The sequence below is a fragment of the Neptunicella plasticusilytica genome (genome assembly GCF_047922965.1).
GTDB lineage: Bacteria > Pseudomonadota > Gammaproteobacteria > Enterobacterales > Alteromonadaceae > Neptunicella > Neptunicella plasticusilytica.
In genome coordinates this window covers 1,523,771-1,543,880 of record NZ_CP150481.1, presented here as the reverse complement: position 1 = coordinate 1,543,880, position 20,110 = coordinate 1,523,771, and the positions used below count along the sequence as shown (strand labels likewise).

Here is a 20,110-nt window from a genome sequence, read left to right as displayed (position 1 = left end):
TATTGTCTACACAAATAGCAAGGTTTCTTAGAGAGATCATTCAGATTCAACCAAGGTTTTAAGGTTCAGCAAACTGGTTTCAAAATCGGGACCCACAAAGTCATCCATCATTAGCACAAAATAGTGATTTAGCGGGTTGTTACCCACATCACCATAATCCTGCCACAGCACAGTGGTTTTGCCATCATTTTCGATCAGTTTCATTTCGCCGGTGGAGCCCATATCAAAATCAGCAAAATACAAGGTGTACACCAGACGCTTATTCTGATCCGCCGCGATGACAGTCATTTCACCATTACCTTCCTGTTTACTTTGCCACAAGGCTTTCATACCAGGGCCAGACTCAGCTCCCTGATAACTCACCTGCATAGCCAGGTCTCGCTGATACCACACTCCCCAGTTGCGCCATTGCCTCAAATCGGCAATATGGTTATAAACTTGCGCTGGCGACGCATCGATATCGATTTGACGCTCCACCTTAAACTCGGCCGGTAACATAAAGCCAATACCCAGCACTACAACCATTAGCACCATTATTGTTATCAACACTCTTTTTAAAAATGCCATTGCTCTTTTCCACCCGTTGTCAGAATATTGAGAATAGAATGATTTTTGTTCAGTTTAAATAGTCAACTTATCCAGAACTGGAGCTAATTGTTTGAATTTTATATTTTTGTTGACCTCGATTTATTACAGGAATGAAATTTGTCGCTAATATTTGTATCCATAGCGACTGTTTAATACAGGAACCAAATGTTTAGTTCACTGACACAGATAAAAGAAGCCTTTATTCAGGGGGGTGGCGGAATTCACCTCAACGCAGTGCTAATGATTTTGGTTAACTTACTGCTGACAGCGCTGGTCTGCTGGATAATATTGTCTTCGGCACATTACGTAACTAATCAAGACAATCTTAATCTGGGAATAGATTGTATTAACAGCCTGCTACTGTTTGTCGTGTATTGTTTTATTGCCTTAATTCCCCTTAAAAAACAGATTAAAGGCTGGTTGATTGCTGGATTATTTATTGCCCAGATATCGATGATTATCAATTTATTAGCCGCACACTATTCCTTTTCAGCGTTTAAACTGATCTGGCTGGGTGATGGCGCCTATTTTTTCGGCTCAGTACTGGTTGGTTTTGGCGCTACCCGCTGGGTCACTTATACCTACCGCATCTCAACCATGGACAAGCTAACCAGAGTTCACAACCGCCGGTTCTTTGAAACTATGGTCATTCAATATCTGCATCGACTTCAACGGATACCGGAACAGGCCTGTATGTTGAGTCTGGACATTGATAATTTTAAGCAAATCAATGACAAATTTGGCCATATGACAGGCGATACAGTGCTGCAATCGATTGGCAAAATATTACTTGAGTGTGCCCGAAAATCCGACGTTATTTGTCGCAGTGGCGGTGAAGAATTCGAAATATTGTTAATAGGTGCGACAATAGAACAGGCGCAGGAAATAGCCCAACGTATACTTGACCAGTTGGCTGCCAGGACACCGGACAGCATTCCTACTTTGACGGCCAGTATAGGTCTGACCGAAGTACGAACCAGTGATTCCATAGATACGCTTCGTGCTCGCGCCGACAAAGGCATGTATCAGGCCAAACAATCAGGTAAGGCTAAAACGATCCTGGTATAACCACAAAACCGGCTTAACCGATATTCAGCCGAACAAGCATATCCTGACCGCTGACTCCCTGCACCATATCTTCGCTTTCAATCGCTTTTATCCATTGTACAACTGCGCTATTTACCGGTGTCGGGATAGCAAGTTTTACTCCCCATTTGACAATTTCGCCGTTCAGATAGTCAATCTCTGTCTGCTTATGTTGGTGTAAGTCCCACCACATTGAAGTACGCACATCCGGATCAATCGCTAACATTTTATTCGCCACTAACACAAACAACCAGTCTGGCAAGCGCAAGATCATCGGCAGTTTATCGGCACTCACTGCGGTGATTCGGGGTAATTTTATATCCTGCGCCCTGACCACGGCTAATAACTCTTCCATCATTGTCGCGATGACCCGCCTGAAATTCCGTTGCCGCAACATGGCCTTAACCGGAATATCGGCAATCGCATTGACAGCGTTCCCCAGATTCAACTGTAATTTGGCCCATAACAGGTTGTGCATATCGCTGTCGCATCGAACCGGCAACAACTCACATGCCAATAGCGCTTGAAGTTCATTAGCAATAGTCGATTCATCATGTTCAATAGTTAATGCCCCTTCCGATCCACGATGAAAATGTCCATTTTCAAATTGCACAACATTAAACGGCACCATGACTCTGAGCACGGCATTGTTTGGAAATGCCTGCTTAACCTGTTGGTCAGACCCCAAACCATTTTGGCAACACAGAATGACAGTTTGCGGAGTTACCAAAAGTTGAATATCGATTAATGCGTGTTGAATACCGGTACATTTAACCGTTAGCCATAAAAAGTCAGCCGTGGGTAAAATGGCATTCGGCGACCGGTAAATATCATATAAACCCGTCATCCTGACCTGTTGCCGATGTTGATGATAATCGGTAAGCGTGATGCCGTCTTTTAGCTTATCCAGCATGTTCTGTCGGCCAATCAAAGTTACCGACAATCCCTGTAACTGCATTATGGCGCCAAGATAACTGCCGATTAAACCGGCACCAAAAACAATATGTTGAACCATCTAGAGCCTGTTGATCTTTGCGGTATAAATTTTGTTCTAACTAAACGCTTTTTAATCGCGGCGCTTATTTGCAGGCCTAATGGGTTAAGTCAAAAATAAGCAACAAAGAGTAAAAAGCGTTTAGGACGAACCCTTTGGGCAACGTTTGTGCGGCCTTTCTACCGCTTCAGCACTCATTCATGTAGAGCAACTACACCACAATCGTGCTTCATTGTATAAATGCCGCACAATTCGTTGCAAAAGTATACCGCAAAGATCAACAGGCTCTAGTTACAACCAACCAAGAATCTGATGCCTCTATGTTGCACGCTCCAGCTCGTTCCGGCAACGCCTTTAATATTGCCCCACATACTGCATAAAACAAAAGGGCTCACCAAGTTTGGCGAGCCCTTATCAGTTGTCTATTTTCAACCTTGACCAGAGTTTATTTTACTCAGTCGCACATCGACTTCTGGTACACAAACGTCTGATTTCAGAATAGTCACGCAAATTGACCACACCATCACTATTGAAATCGTAAATCGAGTCAATGTCAGTACCAGCCCGCAAAGCGTCAAGGAACGCGCGTAGGTCATCATTATCGATATCGCCATCGGCATCCCAGTCACCGGCCATTGCCGGACTTTCCAGTTGCAAACTAATTACCACCGGATCATGGTCAGAAACGCGATAGGCGTCAGCGGCATAAAAATCAACCAACTGTGCTGCGGTTTTGTTTTCCACGTTGTAATCCAGTACACGTGGCTCATCAGCGTTAATATGCCATTCAACCGCATCAACAACTTGCGGTAACAGCAACTGATTAGCTAAACCATGATCCAGATAACCAAATTCACCATTAAAGGTATAAGAATATGCCGCGTCACCATTAAAGTGATTCAACAGATTGGTATACCCGGCTTGCTCGATTTTTCTGATTGGATCTTCCTTGGCGTTAGAATTCAAGTCACCAATGATTAATGCGGGGGTGTCCGGAAATTGCTCAGCCAAAAAGATCGTCAACGCTTGCGCAGCACGGGTTCGGGTCAGGTTACAGTTTCCCTGTCCGGTTGTTGTATCGTCATCACCTGCACCGCAGCCACTGCCTTTTGATTTAAGGTGATTGACACTCACAACCAGTGACTCGCCATTTTCCAATAAAGAAAACTTCTGATTAAGCGCAGGGCGATTACGATAGTCGAGGAATAAGGGACCATTGCTATCCTGCACCGAATTACTGCTATCCAGAATTTTTAGCGGGCCATCTAATCCAACTACAGAAGGCTTATATAGCAGCGCAACCATAATTTCATCCGTTCCAACCGTACCACCGGCATCAACATAGGCATAAGTTCCGGCACCCAGTTGTGCATTCAAACGCGCGGTTAAATCAGCAATAGCGCTATTTTCAGCAAAACCGTCATTCTCGATTTCCATCAAACCAATAATGTCGGCGTTCATCGCCGCTATAGCCGCCACGGTTTTATCGATTTGTCGTTCAAACTCAACCTCAGTGGTGGCCCCTCTTGCCGTCGGGAATCCCTGTCCTAATCCGTTACCATTAAACAGATTCAACACGTTTAGACTGGCAATTTTAAGATTACCCGAGGTTAATTCTGGCGCTGGTGTACGTGGATTAGTTTGCACAAAAGTAGGCTCTTGTGTGGGTATCACCCGGTAATTACTAAAGCTGTAGTCCAGTATTCCGGTTAGAGCAGCAACGGTATCGCCGGTACGCAAGGTGTTGATCGCAGACAAGCCGCCAGCAGGATAAATCACATCAGCCGGATCACTGCCGTTCATTCCATCGTCCAGAATCACTTTATTCAGGGCATTTTGAACCGCTAAATTTTGTGCTTCTGCAGAATCAGGAATAAACAAGTTGGTAGGTGTGAACAAACGACCATTAGATAATGTCACTTCGCCAAAATGGCCAAGATTATAATTATCACTTACTGTCAGTTCCGCCGCACTGGTGACCAGCATCCCTTCCATGGCTTCGGGCGCAGCTGCCGAGGCGAAAGGCAATGACAAAGATACAGGCTGAACACTGCCCGTGCCGCAATCAGTCAGTACCTCACTGGCGACCAGCTGAGTTTTACCATTAAACTCGGTGACCTCACCCAATACCCGCACAATACTGCCACTAACCGGCAGAGAAAGAGCCGGGCTATATACAAACACCCCTTCGGATGTTGCCGAATCACCATCTTCATCGGAGCCTTCTTCCTGCACAAAATAGCCATTCAGTGCACTCAATGACGCGGTGACGACCCCCTCAATAATATGAGTTTCGCCTGATAATGGAGAACTATCACCACTTCCCTGTATGGCACTGATACGAGTGGCTGGATCAAGACAAACACCGATATCTACAACCGGATCGTCAGGATCTTCACCAACGGAAGAGCGGTGGGCGCCCAGATATTCGGTGGTATCTCTGGCAAAACCATCCCACTCAACAGCCGGATCAAAGGCGTCATCTATAATTACATCACCTTTAGTCACAAATTCCTTGCGCACCAAAGTGTGATCTTTACTGCTTTGCTCGCCGCTACCCCATTCACTACCAGGATCAACACCTACCTGACCAAAAGAATCAATCACAACTCCGTCTTTAAACAGCACATAGGCGTCATCACCATTGTGATTGATGCTACCGGTAATTTGATCGGCAACATCCAGAATGCTTTGAATAGCACTGGGATGAGCTAACACAAAGACATCATGCGGTTCAATGCTACCTTGTAAATCAAACAAGGTCGGAGACGCAGAACCGTTCACATACAAACCTAACTGGTAATTGCCGGCAGTTAAATCCACCACCGAAAAAGACGGGTTATACAATTCAATTGCTTTGTTAAAACTGCCACCTTCAATATATTCGGAAATATAAATCTCGGGGTTAACAATTGTATGCTGGCCTAAACCGTCAAACACATCATTGCCGGCGCCGGTCCATTGAACAGCAGGATCGAATTCATCATCGATAATCGTATCGCCACTCAGCACATCCGGGTTACGTCTTAATGTATTGTTAAGCGTGCTAAAACTATCGCTGCCCCAGCTACTGCCAGGATCTTCGCCAATGCGGCCAAATGAATCGATAACCACGCCATCTTTGTACAATACATAACCGTCATCGCCGTTATGGCTAATACTGCCGCTGAACTGACTGGCAATATTTTTAATCGCATCATCGGCTCGTGAATCACTGGTTGCGATAACAAAGGTTTCCCCGGAGCTCACCACGCCAGTTAAATTAATCATCGCCGGACTGGTTGAGCCATTAGCAAAACGGCCAAGTTGATAATTAGCAGAGGCTAAATCTATTGCCTGTGCTGTAGGGTTGAATAATTCCAGCGCTTTGTTGTATCCACTACCTTCAACATATTCAGAAATGAAAATATCACCGCTGCCAGCGGGACTGTCTCCTCCTGTATCGCCGCCCGTACCTCCATCATCGCCGCCGGTGCCCCCGTCGTCGTCACCTCCGGTATCTCCACCTAAATCTTCACAGGTATCGGCAGTGAAAAAAGTACTCACCCATTCAGGATGATCGATAAAAGGGTTACGATTACCCTGCAATTCATATATACGATCATTACGGGTTTGTTCAAAGCTATCCACCGGATCAGCATTGTTCCATTCAATCAGGCGACATAAACGCCCAATAGCAGGTTCGCCTACAGAAGTCAGACGATCTTCCAGATGCAAATCGGGTGTAGTATCAAAGCCTTCGTAGCGCACATCCATATAAAATAATATTCGCGCAACATCGCCCTTAACTGCATCCCGTGGCTCAAAAGAATCATCGTCAACCCGATTCAACGGCGCTTCACTGACAGGTGAATCACTATTGTCGAAATCCTTGTTACCCCGATCACTGTTAATCGATACATCGGAAGGACGCAGATGGTGAATATCGGTATAGGCTTCATTCACGTCAGAACTGAAACCATGGCTCTTGGCCCAAACATGTTCGCGATTCCAGCGATTCGGATCGCTATCAGCGTTGGAACCAGTTGCATTGGACATTTTTGCGGCAGAAACGCCTTTGTATAATAAGATCACATTATCGGCATTAGCCGGATCCTGATCGGTTTGGGTCAGGGCTGTCCACACCTCTGCGTAGGTCAGTACTTTATTGCCATCAATCACATCACTTAGTGCCGCCTTGATTTCACCGGCAGTATGATTGGCATTAATTTCTGCATAAACCGGTGCATAATAACTGGCATCATCAAAAGTACTGGCATCGGCTATTTTTTCCAGATCAGGACAATTGACACAGGCATTACTGATAATATCGCCGTTGCCATCATCCCCGCCTCCACCGGTATCTCCGCCATCGTCACCGCCGACATCGCCATCAAAAGTATGGCTTCCCAGCCCGGTAATGTCGTCCTGCGCATAACCGTCCCATTCCACAACAGGGTCAAATGCGTCGTTAACAATAGTATCACCGGTTAGAATGCTGGCTTTGCGTCTTATAGTATTGTTTTGCGTGCTGGTACTACCGCTGCCCCATTCACTGCCAGGATCGGAGCCAACCACACCTATAGAATCGATCACGCTACCGTTGTTTAATAACTCGATAGCGTCATCGCCATTAAAAAAATTGCCTGAATTGGTTTGATTGGCAATAGTCAGAATGGCGCTGTTCGAGTCATTATCGGCAACAACAAAAGTTGCACCACTGGCAAGGTTTCCGGACAAATTAATGGTATTGCCAGCACTGGTACTGCCGTTGAAATAAAACTTGAACTGATAGCTGGATAAATCGACTGTCGATTCGGTAGGGTTAAATATTTCAAGCGCTTTGTTGTTGCTGCTACCCTCAATATATTCTGAAATAAGCAAATCTGCGGCCTGAGTCACAGGCACACAGAATAGTGCCAGTAGGCCCGGATATTTGAGCTTCATAGTCTCTCCTAACGCGTTGTGTTTAGTATTTAGGTACGCCAGTTTATGCTGGCTTATTTTTTTAAATTTAGACCGGATACTACTGGGACTATATGAAGTATTAATGACAGATCTGAAGGATTAAAAACTTGCGCTCTGTTAATTCACCGTCCCAAAACGGCGTTGTTCTAACCTTGATCAATCTATTTTAAGGACAAGTGCTAGATTAACAGTCTGCCATAGTTCTGATTGACTATCCGGCACTTTTAAACAATTTAATCTTATAAAATTGCCGCGTTTTCGGGCTTTTGGATATATCGAACTTCAACAGTCAAATTTGACAAACACTAGCCATGCACTGCAACATATCGACTGAAATATCCCTCCCGTTGCGATGAGAATAACAATGAATATGACCCAGGAAGAAATTCAGCAACTCATGGCCGATAGCGCCCAAAATGCCATCGAGACCAGCCGTGATGAATTTAATATTGAATTAGACGGCTCAATTAACAGCATAGCCATGGTAGATGATCTGATCCTGGGCTGGATTGATAAATACAAAGATGAAGCTCTGGAGGATCAGGCGGTTTTTACCCTTTGTAATATCTACGGCGCCTACGTGGGTGAAGTGTTCCGGCATTTGGTTGGCGGACACTGGCACTATGACAGCTCCAATCCCGACGCGCCTTATATAGTGCTGGAATACGCCGGTCGTAGCTATGCGTTTGCCGGTATCTGTTATCAGCGCCTGGTTAACGACAGTCAAATCAGCGTGAAAAACTATTTTCAGCAGGCCGTAGAGAATAACGTGCAGTAAGGTTTGATATAACCAAGGAGCGATTATAACGCAGCAGGAATTGCCCAGTCCCTGATCATCGCACTAAAGTAACGGCTGCGAATAAAATAATAAATCAGACTAATATCAACAATAAAAGTTGCCGCCAGTATCCAGCTAAATTGCCACCCCTGATTGTATCCCTGCTGGAGGTGCAATAAAAAATCGGCTAATAAAGTTATCAGCAATAACGGCTTAATCCATTTAAAAGCGAACAGATAATGCCGCTCCCACAGCTTATCCCGATAAATCATGACCAACGCCAGTAATATAGCGGGAATACCTAATAGCAAGCTGGCATAGAAATCGTATTTTTGTGGGTAGAATAAACCTAATAACAAGCCGGTATCGGCTCGATAAGACATGGAAATCACAAACACCACGTAACCGCGGGCCAGATACAGTAAACAAAACAAAAAAGACGCTAGCGGCTTGACCCGTCCTTGCTGATCATAATGTTTTAATGGCAGCAAAAGCCTCACAATGGCTTGGAAAAATGATGGCTGGCTATACTCATCCCTTCACGTAAATAGAATTTATGTGCGGCGAAACGTTGTACTCCGGAATCCAGATGTAATTGCTGACATCCGTGCTGCATCGCAAAATCCGCCAGCCAGTCGAGTAACGCTTTACCCACCCCACTGCTACGTACCTGCGGATCAGTGACCAGATCGTCGACATACAAATGTTTACCCCAGGCCAATTTAGTACCAATAACAAATCCGGCCGCACCCACGACCTGGTTGTTTAAACTTACAAACGCTAAATGATAGCCCTGCTGCATTTGCTGGCTAACTTGCTCAACAAATTGGTCCACTTCAAATTGTGGTCGCAGATGTTGCATTACCGCAAAACAGTCCTGAATTTGTTGTCTGGATGCTGCTAAACAAATTTCCATCAGACCACTCCATGCTGATTAAATAGCGCGGTCATCTGCTCTTCGGTTAACACTTCAACCCCCAATTCTTGCGCTTTAGTCAGTTTGGAGCCGGCTTTTTCTCCGGCCACTACGGCGTGAGTTTTAGCCGACACACTTCCGGCGACTTTGGCACCGAGCTGTTGCAACTTTGCTTTGGCATCTGTGCGGCCCATACCGGTTAAAGTACCGGTTAATACCCAGGTTTGACCATGCAACGGCATGTTATCAACCGGCTTGGCTTCAATCTTCGGCCAATGCACGCCAGCCTGAACAAGGTGTTCAATCACTTGAATATTATGTTCTTCGCTAAAGAAATTAAGCAGATGTTGGGCAACCACTTCGCCCACATCATCCACCTCAAGCAGATCCTCTAACGACGCATTTTTGATAGCGTCCAGAGTCAGAAAATGATTGGCCAAATTGGTCGCCGTCGCTTCGCCAACTTCACGTATACCCAATGAATAGATAAAGCGGGGGAGCGTTGTTAGCTTGGCTACATCAAGCGCATTAACCAGATTCACCGCCGATTTTTCGCCCATGCGCTCCATAGACGCCAACTGGGGCAATTGCAGATTAAAAAAGTCCGCCGGCGTTTTTACCAGCTCGGCTTCAACCAGTTGTTCAATCAGTTTATCGCCCAGTCCATCGATATCCAGCGCCTTGCGTGAAGCAAAATGTTTCATCGCTTCTTTACGCTGCGCGGCGCAGAACAAGCCTCCGGTGCAACGTGCAACGGCCTCGCTTTCCAGCTTTTCAATATTGGAGTCACAAACTGGGCAAGTCACGGGAAACACGATCTCTCTGGCATCCTCAGGGCGCATCGCCTCGACAACCGACACCACTTGCGGGATCACATCTCCCGCCCTGCGAATAATTACCGTATCGCCAATTTGAATACCTAACCGGTTGATTTCATCCTGATTATGCAGGGTCGCATTGGACACCGTCACACCACCCACAAACACCGGCTCCAGTCTGGCTACTGGCGTAATAGCCCCAGTGCGGCCGACCTGAAACTCCACATCCAGCAAGCGGGTCATTTCTTCCTGGGCAGGAAACTTATGGGCAATAGCCCAGCGCGGCGCACGCGCCACAAAGCCGAGTTGTTGCTGCAATTCAATATCATCGACTTTAAATACTACGCCATCAATTTCGTATGTCAGCGAACTGCGCTTGTCGAGCATTTGCTGAAAATATTGCAAACATTGCTCGGCCCCTTTAGCCACTGCAATTTCTTTACTTAAAGGCAATCCCCAGCCTTTAAGTTGCTGCAACCGTCCTGAATGGGTATCGGCTAACGACTGTTTTTCATTTTCTACCAAACCAACCGAATAAGCATAAAACAATAGAGGGCGGCTGGCGGTAATTCTGGAATCGAGCTGACGTAAGCTACCTGCTGCTGCATTACGCGGATTAACAAACACTTTTTTGCCCTGTTCGCGCTGGGTCTGGTTCATCTTTTCAAATCCGGCGGTAGACATAAATACTTCACCGCGCACTTCAAAACGTTGCGGATAATCATCACCGCGCAGACGCAGTGGCACGTTGGCGATAGTTTTGACGTTTTCGGTAATGTTCTCACCGGTGCGCCCGTCTCCACGGGTGGCCCCTCGCACCAACTCGCCATTTTCATATAACAGACTGACCGCCAGACCATCCAGTTTGGGCTCACAACTAAAATCCAGCACCGAATCCTGTTTCAATCTGTCGTTTATGCGTTTAACAAAAGCATTGAATTCCGTTTCGTCGAACGCGTTATCCAGTGACAACATCGGCACTTCATGTTCAACCTGAGTAAAGGCATCCAATGCTTTTCCTCCCACCTTACGGGTGGGCGAGTCGGCAGTCACTAAGTCAGGATGAGCTTGTTCGAGCGCTTTAAGTTCATTCAATAACCGATCATAAGCCGCGTCAGGGATGCTCGGATTATCATCGACGTAATAGTTGAAGTTGTGTTGATTGATTTCGTTACGCAGTTGTTCAATGCGCTGGCTGGCTGACTGACTCATGAGATTACCTAAATGACATACAGGCTAGCCCGCAGGGGGCTCACTTATTGTTAGTTTTTACGCAACATCCTGCGTCGCTCGGATTCGCGAATTTTGTCCATATATTGCTGCAAAGCCTGTTTGGTCAAGATGGCGCGACGGCCATCCAGGATCTCTGCTCCGAACTCATCCGCAATTTTGCGGCTGGCATTATGCATCATATTGAACACCTGACGCGGATCACCCTCAATTGGCAACACCATAAACAGCGATATGCCACGTGTGGTAAAGTTTTCCATATTGTCGATATCAAACACGCCGGGTCTGAACATATTAGCCAAACTGAATAACACCGGACCTTTACCGTTAGTATTCACATGCCGGTGAAAAATATCCTGATCACCAAACTTTAAGCCTAATGTCAGCAACATCGGTAGCAAGGCCGAACCCGGAATGCTTTTACCTTCCGGCATTCTGACATTCAGTACCAGCACTTCCTGCTCCTGATCACTATCCGTCTGTTCAGCTTGCTCAACTTCTTCCACCGATGGCTGATCATCAAAATCAATGCGCAATTGATCTTCGGCAATACGGGGCTCGGTACGGCGAATTTTTTTCAGCGGTTTTTCCCGTTTAACCAGTTTTTTGGCCTGCTCGGTTAAGCTGATTTTATTGTCAGTCTCGTCTGGTGCTGGTGGCTGGACAGGATCCACGTCACCCATTTTGGGTTCCTGACGCCCGTTTACGGGACTGTCTTCCAAAAATTCACTCTGCCGGATACCGGGTTCTATCTTGTTTGGTTGGTTTTGCGGCTCGGCTCCTGCCATTAGCAGGGAGTTGGGTGGATCCGGATAGTGATGCTGGGTCGAAGTCCATTTGGGTTCGCTGCGCGGAGATTCCACCGAAGCCTCTTCAACAGACGAATGTTCATCGTTGACTTCATCTTCTACCCTATTGGCAGAAAATGTCGGCTCTGAACGAACCTGAGGTTGCGCGAAGTCGATATCATCCTGTTGGGCTGACAAAGTTGCTGACTCAGTATGTTCGAAATTGTCTGTTTGCTGCGGTTCATGCACATGCATGTCATCGCCCGGCTGTTTTTCTTCACGATGCACCACCCGTACCTTGCCGATACCGTCATGATCAAAACCGTCAGAGTAATTTTTCGGCTGCTGATCTTCAATGGCCTTTTTCACAGAGGTCCAGTCAGCCTGCTTTTGCGAGTTGTTACGAATGGTCCATAAGCCATGTACCAGTATCCCGGCTATGGCAAATCCCCCTAAAATAATTAACGCTAGCTGCAAATCCATTCAATAATCTTTTTATGCTTCGGCGAGTGCTACGGCTTCTTCAACATCAACAGCAACCATGCGTGATACGCCTGGTTCTGCCATAGTGACACCGGTAAGGTGTGAAGCCATCTCCATCGCAATTTTGTTATGAGTAATGTAAATAAACTGTACGCTTTTAGACATTTCCGACACCAGCTTACAAAAACGAACCACATTGGCATCATCCAACGGTGCATCCACTTCATCCAATAAACAGAAGGGAGCCGGGTTGAGCCGGAATATAGCGAACACCAATGATAAAGCGGTCAGCGCTTTTTCTCCACCAGAAAGAAGGTGAATCGTACTATTTTTCTTGCCGGGTGGTTGCGCCATGATGGTCACGCCCGTTTCCAGCAAGTCATCATCGGTTAACTCCAGACTCGCCGCCCCACCGCCAAACACTTTGGGAAACAATACTTGCAAATCACTGTTTACCTGGGTGAACGTTTGTTTAAAGCGGCTGCGGGTTTCTTTGTCAATCTTGCGGATAGCCCCCTCCAGCGTATCCAGCGCACTGGTCAAATCCTCGTGCTGTTCGTCCAGATGAGCCTTACGCACGGACTGAATCTCGTATTCTTCGACCGCCGCCAAATTGACCGCGCCTAAACGAACAACCGATTGGCCAATTTTTTCCAGCCGCTCTTGCCATTGTTTCTCTTCTGCCTCTTCAGGCATATTTTCCAACAACTCTTTCAGTCCCATGTCAATTTCCGGCAGTTGTTCCACCACTGCGTTGGCCCGTACCCGATGCCCTTCACATTCGACGCGTAAACTTTCTTGCTGGCCACGCAACTGACTGATTTTATCTACCACCGCCTGTTGGCCTTTTTGATTATCCGCCAAAAAGCTTTCCACTTCGGCCAGTTCATCCGCCAGCGCACTGCGCATGCTTTCCAGTTCACTGCGTTGCGCTAACCATTCCTGCAACTGGATTTCCTGATCTTCCAGTGGGGACGTCATCTCCTGCAACTCGCTAGTTAAACTGCTTTGTCGTTCTGTCATTTGGCCAACCAACTTCTGTGAGCGGTTCATACCTTCTGTACGACTATGTAATTGGCTGGAAATTCCCTGCAATTGCAAGGCTTGTTGATGCTGACGATTTTTAATCTGCTCGACCTGTTGCCGGTGTTGTTGGATCTGTTGCATGCCGCGCTCCCGCTCGGCACTGATATCCGGCTGATGCTGTTGCAATTCTTCCAGTCTGAACAGTAACTCTTCCTGTTGTTGAGCAATTTCTTCCTGCTGTAACTGTTCTTCCTGCAGTTGTTGTTCAACCCGCAATCTTTCTGATTGCAATCTATCCTGACGCTGGCGAGTTTGCTGCTGGCGCTGCTCGGCAACCAGAAATTGACTACGCAAGGTGCCAGCAGCTTCATATTGCTCCTGCAAAAGCGATTGGGCCAGCTGCATCGCGTCACGTTGTTGTGTGACTGTCTGCTGACGCATTTCCACCTCTTGTTGCAGCACTTGACGCTGCTGAGCCAGTTCTGCTTGTTGCTGCTGGTTTAGCTCCAGCTTTTGTGCCCGTTCAAGCATGCCATTGTGTTCACTCTGGCTACCCAATATCGCCCAATCGGCCCCTCGCCAATATCCTTCGCGAGTTATCACCGACTGGCCTGCCTGAAGAACCATCTGATTGGCCAGCTCAATACTGTCGGTTACCTGTATTTGACAAAGCTGTTCAGGAACAGTCCGATTATCCAGCTTCGCGGCCAAGCTACCTGCTGGTTTAGCCGAGGTTAATCTGTCGGCAAATAATAATCTGCTACCGACAATATCCGGCAAATCGCATTGCTGCTCCAGCAAACTATTTTGCAACCAGTGTTGTAAAGCCGTTTCAACTGCAATTTGCCAGCCGCTTTGCACCTGCAAATATTGCCACAAAGGTTGATGGTCAATTTGCTGCTCAGACAACCACTGTTGCAGTTTTTTATCTGATTGGCCACTGGCCTGCAACACGGTTAAAGAGGCGCTCTCGGCTTCCAGTTTTTGTTGTCTGCCGGTCAGTTCCAATAAATTATTTTCAGCTGTTTTAAGCGCAGTCTGCTCTATTTCAGCTTGCTGATTATCCTGTTCAAGTTGCTGTTTAGTCTGCTGATATTGCTGTTCGGCCCGCTCGACTTGTTGCTCCAGGTCACTTAGCTGTTGGTTATCTTCATTGTCGGACAAGCCACTAAGCTCACTGTCCAGTTCAGCCAAACGTTCACGGCTGCGCGCCTGCATGGACTGCAACGACTGCTGTTTACCCTCCAGCAATTGCTGCTGTTGCTGTTGTTGCTGCAATTGCTGTTCTTGTTGACGCCAATTGTTCTGCTGCTGCTCAAATTGCTGTTCCTGCGTTTCAAGCTGCATCACTGCTTGTTCCAGTTGCTGTTCAAGCACCTCAGCATCAGGTTGTAACATATCCAGTTGAGCTTGCAGCTCTTCCAGCAGATCCATTTCCTGCTGATAATGTTGCTGATGCTCCTGGATATCGTCATCCAGTTTTTGCAACTCCTGACGAATTTGCTGGCTCCGCACTTTATGATGGATCTGGCTTTGTTCGAGGCGAGTTATATCGTTACCCAATTTGAACATCTGCTGTTGTAAGTCATCCAGTTGTTGCTTCAAGTCCTGCTGTTTGTCCTGATAACTTAACATGCCTTTTTCACTACCGCGTTGCTCGGCGATAAAGGCCTGTAACTGATTTTCAACCTGCTCAATCTGGCTTTCCAGTGATTCGATCAGATCGCTGTATTTGATCCAGCGCAAGGCAGCCAACTGCCCCTTGAGTTCACGTTCCTGCGCCTTAAGATCCCGATAACGCTTGGCGGCAGAAGCCTGGCGTTGCAGTTTTTCCAACTGCTGACCCAGCTCACCGCGCACATCAGCCAACCGCTCCAGGTTGTCCTTGGTATGGCGAATGCGATTTTCGGTTTCACGACGACGTTCTTTATATTTGGAAATACCGGCCGCCTCTTCGATAAAGATGCGTAATTCTTGCGGTTTTGATTCGATCAGCCGCGAGATCATGCCTTGTTCGATAATCGCATAACTACGCGGGCCCAGACCGGTGCCCAAAAATAAATCAGTGACGTCACGACGGCGACATTTTGAACCATTTAAAAAATAACTAGAGATGGCTTCACGGGTAACGACCCGCTTGATGGATAACTCGTTATACTTGGCATACTCGCCTTGCAGACGCTCACTGGCATTTTCAAATACCAACTCGACGCTCGACTGCGACACTGGCTTACGCGCAGTAGAACCATTAAAAATAACATCTGTCATGGCATCACCACGCAGATTTTTAGCCGAACTTTCTCCCAACACCCAACGCACCGCATCGATCACATTGGATTTGCCGCAACCATTCGGGCCAACAATAGCCGTCATATCGTCCGGGAAAGGAATGTTGGTTGGATCAACAAAGGACTTAAAGCCTGCCAATCTGATTTTTTTTAGACGCATCTATTATTATTTTTTAATGGTTAGCAGCAATTCATATTATCCACACTAAGGTGACAATATTAATCAAGTTGCAACGAATGTATCAGAAGTCGTTATTTGTAACAATTGGGGTTTTGTCGGCCAGGGATGAATCGCTATACTGATGGCCAATTTAGCCATAGACAGGAAAACAAAGGTGACCAATACCGTTAATCAGGGGGGGATCCGTTATTTTATGCGCGGGTTCGACTTAATTCAGGTCAAAGGTATCCGCCGTTTTGTGTTTATTCCGCTGATGGTCAATTTACTGTTGTTCTCTGTCGCATTTTATTATCTGTTCCAGCAGTTGGATGTGATGTTTCAATGGTTGCAACAATACATCCCGAGCTGGCTGGACTGGCTTAATTACCTGCTTTGGCCTTTGTCGGTTATAGCGATCCTGGTGGTATTTTCGTTTGTATTCAGCTCCTTCGCCAACTGGCTGGCTGCTCCTTTCAACGGCTTGCTGGCCGAAAAAGTCGAACTGCATTTAACCGGACAACCGATGGGCAGTGACGGAATTAGCGCAGTTATCAAGGATATTCCGCGCACTTTGGGCAGGGAGTGGACCAAACTGCTGTATTACATTCCCCGCGCTATCGGCTTTTTACTGATATTTTTCCTGTTACCCGTATTCGGGCAAATTATCTGGTTTCTATTTACCGCCTGGATGATGGCAGTGCAATATTGTGATTATCCCTTTGATAATCACAAGGTGCCTTTTACCACCATGCGTCGGGTATTGGGCGCAGATAGAGGCCGTGCCTTTGGTTTTGGTATTGTCACTACTCTGTTTGCGATGATACCAATCATCAATTTTTTAGTGATGCCGGTGGCTATTTGCGGCGCCACTGCTATGTGGGTGGAGCAATACAAAAAATCAATATAGAGTATCCATCCTGATGAACGGATAACAACAATAAAAAAACAGGCCCTCCATGCTAAAACGACTTAACATCATAATACCACTATGTCTTATTTTGCTGATCGGCGGGCTGTATATCAGCGCCGAAGATGCTCCGCAAAGCCAACTATTTAAACAACATCCCGAATTTTTGACTATTGGTCATCAAGGCGGCTATTTAATCTGGCCCAGCAATACCTTAACCGCGTATCAGGGTGCCGCGGACTTGGGCATCGATATGCTGGAAATGGACGTTCATCTATCCAAAGATAATCACCTTATTGTAATGCATGATGCCACCGTTGATCGTACAACCAACGGAGTTGGTGCAATTAAACAGATGACCTTACCCCAAATCAGGGCATTGGATGCCGGCTATCGCTGGCTGGAAGATGCACCGGGAGGCGATCTGGCATTTCGTGACAAGGGTATTCAGGTACCCACGCTGGACGAGGTTTTCCGCCAGTTCCCGGATAAATTGATGACCATCGAAATCAAGCAGACCCAACCCTCGATAGTGCAGCCGCTGTGTCAGTTAATTCACCAATATAATATGCAGGATAAAGTGATAATCGGTTCTTTTCATCAATCGGCCATTGATCAATTCCGCGATGATTGTGTTGATGTGGCCACCTCAATGGCATCCGATGAAACCACCCTGTTTGTGATCCTGAGCAAACTGGGCTTAAGTCAATTTTATTCGCCCAAAGGCCATGCACTGCAAGTACCGTTGTATGGCAGTGGACTGGAAGTGTTAACCCAGGGGGTTATTGATGACGCCCACGCCAAAGGCTTGAAAGTGCATGCGTGGACCATTAACGATCCGTCAATTATGAGCAAGCTGATCGATAAAGGCGTAGACGGGATTATTTCGGATCGGCCCGATTATTTGATCCGGGTCAGCCATGCAAAAACACGCACCAAAGATCAACAGCCTCTATAATCAAGCCAGAACCTATTGCCAAGGAACCCGATATGAGTCTGGTAAGCAAGAATCCACTAGAAAAATGCGAATATTCAAAGCCCTGCGAGGCGATTGAGATACTGATCCAGCCACGCGACAAGGATTTGGGCGGTTTGTCGGTACGCCGCAGTTTACCCACCAAAGAGCGCAAAATGGTTGGCCCCTGGATCTTTTTTGACCATATGGGACCTGCCCGTTTTAAAGCTGGACAAGGGGTTAATGTGCGCCCCCATCCGCATATTAATATCGCCACGGTGACCTATCTTTTTGAAGGCGAGATCCTGCATCGGGATTCACTGGGAAGCCTACAGGCCATCAGACCTGGTGATATCAATCTGATGGTAGCAGGTAACGGCATTGTCCATTCAGAAAGGGAGCGGCCCGAAGTCAATAGCACTGAACATCATCTGCACGGACTGCAGCTTTGGTTAGCACTGCCGGAGCAGGACGAGGAGATGGACGCCGAGTTTCATCACTATCCGGCAAGGGATATTCCCGTCCGGGAAGTTGACGGTGTTCCAGTTCGGGTGATGATGGGTAGTGCTTTTGGCTTAACTTCGCCGGTTAACACTTACGCTGAAACCTTGTATGTGGAAGCCAGTTTACAAGCAGGACAAACTATCCAATTACCCGATTGCGAAGAACGGGCGGTGTACATTGTTAGCGGCAAATTAACTTGTATGGATAACCTGCTTGCCGAACATTCAATGGCGGTTTTTTCCGCTCAAGCCGGGATAACGCTAAAAGCAACCCAACCTGCCCGGATCGCGATAATCGGTGGCGAGCCTGTAGGTAAAAGGTATATTGACTGGAATTTTGTCTCTAGCCGTAAAGAACGTATAGAACAGGCAAAGCAGGACTGGAAAGCCGGGCGTTTTAGCAAAGTGCCAGACGATGAAGTTGAATTTATCCCATTGCCGGAATAGTCTGGGCTGTTGGACTATTTCTTTTTAGGCTTGGAAAATAATACCAACGGGATAGCCAAAGGTCCCAGCAATAACGCTATAAGGGTCCAAAACGGTACGTTGGCGCCGCGCAAGTAAGCAAAGGTATAGCAAAATATGACGCTGATAAGACAAATGACAAACAAGATCATTGTTACTCTCTTTAAGCTGAAAGGTTGCTAGTAGCAAACATTTGGTTAATACGCGAAACGACAGCATTGACATAAAAATGCCTGTTAACAATGATTAATTTAAACAAAACTTTAGTGACTTAGCCTATTGTTAATATGTAAGTTAACATGTCATCAGGATATATTGTGATTTTGCACTGGGCATTAGGATAACAAGGAGATCAGGTTGATGGACGACTACCGCACACTGGACTTTCAGCGCAGGGAATATAAAAGAAGACGTTTTTTAGCCATGCCGCTGGCCGGAGGCATTGTATGGTTCTTTATCGGGCTGTTTAGTGCCGTACTGACAGACGAATATGCTTCTCTGGTGTTGTTTATCGGCACGGGCTGCATTGCCTATGTGGGTATTTATATTTCCCGTTATACCGGCGAAGACTTTATGGATAAAACCCGGCCCAAAAATGTTTTTGACCAATTGTTTATGTACTCTATCGGAATGGCGTTGCTGGTCTACGCTATTGCCTTGCCCTTTTTCCTCGTCGACAAAAGCTCGCTGCCGCTGACCGTTGGTATATTAACCGGCTTGATGTGGATCCCGCACGCCTGGATCATCGAACACTGGATCGGTATTTTTCATGCAGTCACCCGAACCTTGTGTATATTGATTGGCTGGTATTTCTTCCCTGATCTCCGTTTTACCCTGGTGCCGATGATCATTGTACTCACTTATCTGGTCACCATTCTGGTGTTGGAAACCCGCTGGCGAGAGATGAGTTTTTAACTGCCGGAACTCAAACAGAATTTGTTGCGTGCGCCGGAATTATCCCATTCAACAACAATTGATTAACGAGCTTGCGCTTACCTTAATATTTCCAGGTTGTAAAAAATAAAACATTGTTGAAAATATAAAAACAGTTAAAAACCAATAAATATCATATAGTTAAAATTAAATAAAAAATAATCAGCACTTCCTTCTTATATCGACGCCGATTTTATTACAAAATTTGCAAATCCACTTATAACCTTATTCGTCAGTCAGGCGTA

General features: G+C 46.5%; 14 protein-coding genes. 6 read left to right on the top strand and 8 right to left on the bottom strand.

The annotated features are described in order from the left end of the window. Window positions 1–36 precede the first annotated feature (36 nt). On the bottom strand, window positions 37–567 hold the full coding sequence (locus V1467_RS06665; protein WP_416308019.1) for an SRPBCC family protein: 531 nt from the start codon (window positions 565–567) through the stop codon (window positions 37–39). Between the two features lie 186 nt (window positions 568–753). Here V1467_RS06665 and V1467_RS06660 point away from each other — a divergent pair, with 186 nt between their 5' ends. After that, window positions 754–1,656 (top strand): GGDEF domain-containing protein, encoded by a 903-nt coding sequence (locus V1467_RS06660; protein ID WP_416308018.1) that lies wholly within the window; start codon window positions 754–756, stop codon window positions 1,654–1,656. A gap of 13 nt (window positions 1,657–1,669) precedes the next feature. On the opposite strand, the gene V1467_RS06655 is transcribed toward V1467_RS06660, so the two are convergent. Together V1467_RS06655 and V1467_RS06650 are read right to left on the bottom strand one after the other, a co-directional pair. Further along, window positions 1,670–2,689, bottom strand: a complete 1,020-nt coding sequence (locus V1467_RS06655) for a 2-dehydropantoate 2-reductase (RefSeq protein WP_416308017.1) — start codon at window positions 2,687–2,689, stop codon at window positions 1,670–1,672. Window positions 2,690–3,118: 429 nt separating this feature from the next. Further along, on the bottom strand, window positions 3,119–7,594 hold the full coding sequence (locus V1467_RS06650; protein ID WP_416308016.1) for an ExeM/NucH family extracellular endonuclease: 4,476 nt from the start codon (window positions 7,592–7,594) through the stop codon (window positions 3,119–3,121). Between the two features lie 385 nt (window positions 7,595–7,979). Between V1467_RS06650 and V1467_RS06645 the strand changes: the two genes are divergently transcribed. Next, complete coding sequence (locus V1467_RS06645; protein WP_416308015.1) at window positions 7,980–8,393, top strand: hypothetical protein; 414 nt, start codon at window positions 7,980–7,982, stop codon at window positions 8,391–8,393. Between the two features lie 23 nt (window positions 8,394–8,416). Here the strand turns inward: V1467_RS06645 and V1467_RS06640 are convergent, their stop codons facing one another. Genes V1467_RS06640 through smc form a run of 5 tightly spaced genes read right to left on the bottom strand, consistent with a single transcriptional unit; the run spans window position 8,417 to window position 16,102 of the window. Further along, the gene (locus V1467_RS06640) at window positions 8,417–8,884 is read right to left on the bottom strand and encodes a DUF2919 family protein (protein ID WP_416308014.1); all 468 of its coding nucleotides are present in this window, start codon (window positions 8,882–8,884) and stop codon (window positions 8,417–8,419) included. A 5-nt stretch (window positions 8,885–8,889) separates the two neighbouring features. Further along, complete coding sequence (locus V1467_RS06635) at window positions 8,890–9,309, bottom strand: GNAT family N-acetyltransferase (protein WP_416308013.1); 420 nt, start codon at window positions 9,307–9,309, stop codon at window positions 8,890–8,892. Continuing rightward, complete coding sequence (gene ligA / locus V1467_RS06630; protein WP_416308012.1) at window positions 9,309–11,339, bottom strand: NAD-dependent DNA ligase LigA; 2,031 nt, start codon at window positions 11,337–11,339, stop codon at window positions 9,309–9,311. The genes V1467_RS06635 and ligA overlap by 1 nt, the downstream gene beginning before the upstream one ends. A 50-nt stretch (window positions 11,340–11,389) precedes the next feature. Then, on the bottom strand, window positions 11,390–12,628 hold the full coding sequence (gene zipA / locus V1467_RS06625; protein WP_416308011.1) for a cell division protein ZipA: 1,239 nt from the start codon (window positions 12,626–12,628) through the stop codon (window positions 11,390–11,392). A gap of 12 nt (window positions 12,629–12,640) precedes the next feature. Then, a complete protein-coding gene (gene smc, locus V1467_RS06620) occupies window positions 12,641–16,102 on the bottom strand; it encodes a chromosome segregation protein SMC (RefSeq protein ID WP_416308010.1) in 3,462 nt (1,153 codons plus the stop codon). A gap of 175 nt (window positions 16,103–16,277) precedes the next feature. Here smc and cysZ point away from each other — a divergent pair, with 175 nt between their 5' ends. From cysZ to V1467_RS06600, 4 genes are all read left to right on the top strand, one after another. Next, window positions 16,278–17,009: a sulfate transporter CysZ gene (cysZ, locus tag V1467_RS06615; RefSeq protein WP_416308009.1), complete on the top strand. Its 732-nt coding sequence runs from the start codon at window positions 16,278–16,280 to the stop codon at window positions 17,007–17,009. A 49-nt stretch (window positions 17,010–17,058) separates the two neighbouring features. Beyond that, a complete protein-coding gene (locus tag V1467_RS06610) occupies window positions 17,059–17,967 on the top strand; it encodes a glycerophosphodiester phosphodiesterase (RefSeq protein WP_416308008.1) in 909 nt (302 codons plus the stop codon). A 32-nt stretch (window positions 17,968–17,999) separates the two neighbouring features. Further along, window positions 18,000–18,914, top strand: a complete 915-nt coding sequence (locus V1467_RS06605; RefSeq protein ID WP_416308007.1) for a pirin family protein — start codon at window positions 18,000–18,002, stop codon at window positions 18,912–18,914. A gap of 378 nt (window positions 18,915–19,292) precedes the next feature. Continuing rightward, window positions 19,293–19,847 (top strand): DUF7010 family protein, encoded by a 555-nt coding sequence (locus V1467_RS06600; protein ID WP_416308006.1) that lies wholly within the window; start codon window positions 19,293–19,295, stop codon window positions 19,845–19,847. The last annotated feature ends 263 nt before the right edge of the window (window positions 19,848–20,110 follow it).